Source organism: Bradyrhizobium sp. (assembly GCF_019244115.1).
Lineage (GTDB): Bacteria > Pseudomonadota > Alphaproteobacteria > Rhizobiales > Xanthobacteraceae > Bradyrhizobium.
This window is the reverse complement of record NZ_JAFATE010000054.1, coordinates 1-2,608: the sequence shown is the minus strand read 5'-3', so window position 1 is coordinate 2,608 and position 2,608 is coordinate 1. Positions and strand designations below refer to the sequence as shown.

General features: G+C 60.7%; 2 protein-coding genes. One reads left to right on the top strand and one right to left on the bottom strand.

The window, feature by feature from the left end:
* On the top strand, nucleotides 1–228 hold a 228-nt coding region (locus JOZ76_RS02525; protein ID WP_291697057.1), incomplete at its 5' end, for a hypothetical protein.
* Between the two features lie 15 nt (nucleotides 229–243).
* Here the strand turns inward: JOZ76_RS02525 and JOZ76_RS02520 are convergent.
* The coding region (locus JOZ76_RS02520; RefSeq protein ID WP_291697056.1) for an efflux RND transporter permease subunit at nucleotides 244–2,608 on the bottom strand (2,365 nt) is incomplete at its 5' end.

Genomic DNA, 2,608 nt, shown 5'->3' with positions numbered 1-2,608 from the left:
ATGCTGGCGGGCGATACGCGGCCCTCCCGGACCTGCTTCGGGCTGGAGGAGCTTCTTGCCGGGCAAATAACCCTCGACGGGGGGGACAGCGGGCGGGACGAAATTGGGTCCGACGCACCCCGACAGGACCAAGGCAAGTCCTCCCGCCAGCACGCCGCAGGCGGCACGTCGCGGTCGATGGGCGGTGCCTCGCATCAGATCGATCCACTCAAGCGCTTTGGTTGGTGAGCCGGTTGCCTAATCCTAAGTCGGATCAGCATGGGGCGCATCCTCGCCATCTGAGGTTTCCTCAGTTTCCCGTGCAAGGAAGATCCGCCGTAGTGCCGGCGCCACAATGAGCAGCAGTAGCGGTCCGACGAACATGCCGCCCACCACTACAGTCGCCAGCGGCCGTTGCACCTGGCTGCCTATGCCATGCGAGATCGCCGCCGGAAACAGGCCCACGCCCGCCGATAGCGCTGTCATCAGCATCGGTCGCATGCGCTGTTCGGCCCCGCGAAACACAGCCTGCGGGACATCCATGCCCTGAGCCCGCAACTCCCGGAAGTAGGTGATATTGAGAATGCCATCCATCACCGCAACACCGAACAGCGAGATGAAGCCGATCGCGGCGGAGACGCTGAAGGAAAGGCCAGCGAGATATAGCGCGATCAGGCCGCCACCGATCGCAAAGGGAATGCCGGCCAGCGCCAGCAGACTGTCGCGCACAGTGTTGAACAGCCCGTACAGGAGAACCAGGATCAGCAACAGCGTGATCGGAACGACGATTATCAGGCGCTGCTTTGCATTTTGCAGGTCCTCGAACTCGCCGGCCCAGAGAATCTGATAGCCGTTCGGTAGCTTGACAGCATCGGCGACACGTTGCTGGGCTTCCGCCACCGTCGACCCGAGGTCACGGCCGCGCACGCTGAACTTGATCGGGATGTAACGCTGGCTGCGCTCGCGATAAATGAAAGAGGCTCCCGTATCCAGCGTGATGTCCGCGAGCGTGCTCAGGGAGATGTAGCTGTTGCTGCCCGACGGTGTCTGATACGCGACCTTGACGTCGCGAATCGCATCGATACTGCTGCGATATTGCGGATCGAGCCTCACGGCAACGCCGAACTGCCGGTCGGCCTCGAGTACCGTCGTTGCGTTGGTCCCTCCCATGGCCGCTTGAACGACGGTATTGACATCGCCAGCATTGAGGCCATACCGCGCCGCCTTGTCACGATCGACCTTGATGTTGAGGTTCGGCTGTCCCAACAAGTGGAAGACGCCGAGATCCTCGACACCTCGCACCTTGGCCATTTCGGCCTTCACCTGCCTTCCAAGCTGTTCAAGCACCCCAAGGTTTGGCCCAACAATCTTGACGGAATTGGCGCCCTTCACGCCTGACAGCGCTTCCTCGACGTTATCCTGGATGTATTGGGAGAAGTTGAACCCGATGCCCGGCAACTCCTCGGCAAACTCCTTCTGCAATTGCTCGGTGAGTTTCTCTTTGGTCAGATAAGCGGGCCACTCGTCGAACGGTTTGAGCGGCGCAAACAGCTCGACATTGGAGAACGGAGAAGCGTCGCTGCCATTGTCAGGCCGACCGTGCTGTGAGACCACGGTGATCACCTCGGGATGGCGCAGCAGGACCTCCCGCATCTTGCTGGTGGCCTCCGTGCCAGCCTCGAGCGAAATCGTTGGAGGCAGCGCCGCCCTGATCCAGAAATTGCCTTCCTCAAGCGCAGGCAGAAACTCGCTACCGAGCTGCGAGGCGGCCAGAAAGCTCACTCCCAGAAACGCGAGGCCAATAAGCACCGCGAGCCGCACGTGACGCAGCGCAAAGCGAAGCACCGGGGTGTAAGTGGCGCGCAAGCCGCGCACAATGACGGTCTCGACCTCCTGGATGTCCCCGGGCAGCAAGAGCGCGGCCAGCACCGGCGTGACGGTGAAGGTCGCCAGCAGCGCCCCGAAAAGCGCATAACCATAGGTGCGCGCCATCGGACCAAAGATCTGTCCCTCGACGCCTTGCATCGTGAAGAGCGGAACGAACGCGGTCACAGTGATCGCGGCGGTAAAAAAGACGGCCCTGTCGACCTGCAATGCGCTTGCAAAGATGATGCGCAGCCGCTCCGTCCATCGATGGCCCCCGAGCCGGGATCCGGTCGGCGAGGTTGGATCTTGTCCCCAATAGCCGTCGGAGAGTTGATTAAGCAACGCCCGCCTGTGCTCCGCAGGCGATTGGAAATTGCGGTAAATATTCTCCATCATGATCACGGCAGAGTCGACGATGATGCCGAAATCGACCGCTCCCAGCGACAGCAGATTGGCGTCCTCGCCCTGCAGAACCAAAATGATGATGGCGAAGAACAGCGCAAACGGGATGTTGGCGCTAACGATGATCGCGCTCCGCAAGTCGCCCAGAAAAATCCACTGAATCAGGAAAACCAGCACGCAGCCGAAAATCAGGTTGTGCAACACGGTATGCGTGGTCACGCCCACCAGTGTGCTTCGGTCGTAGAAGGGAACGATCTTCACGCCCGGCGGCAGACTGCCATCCGAGTTGAGCTTCTTGATCTCATCCTGCACCTTCGGGATAATGTCGTTGGTGTGCTCGGTCCGCCTCATCACGACGATT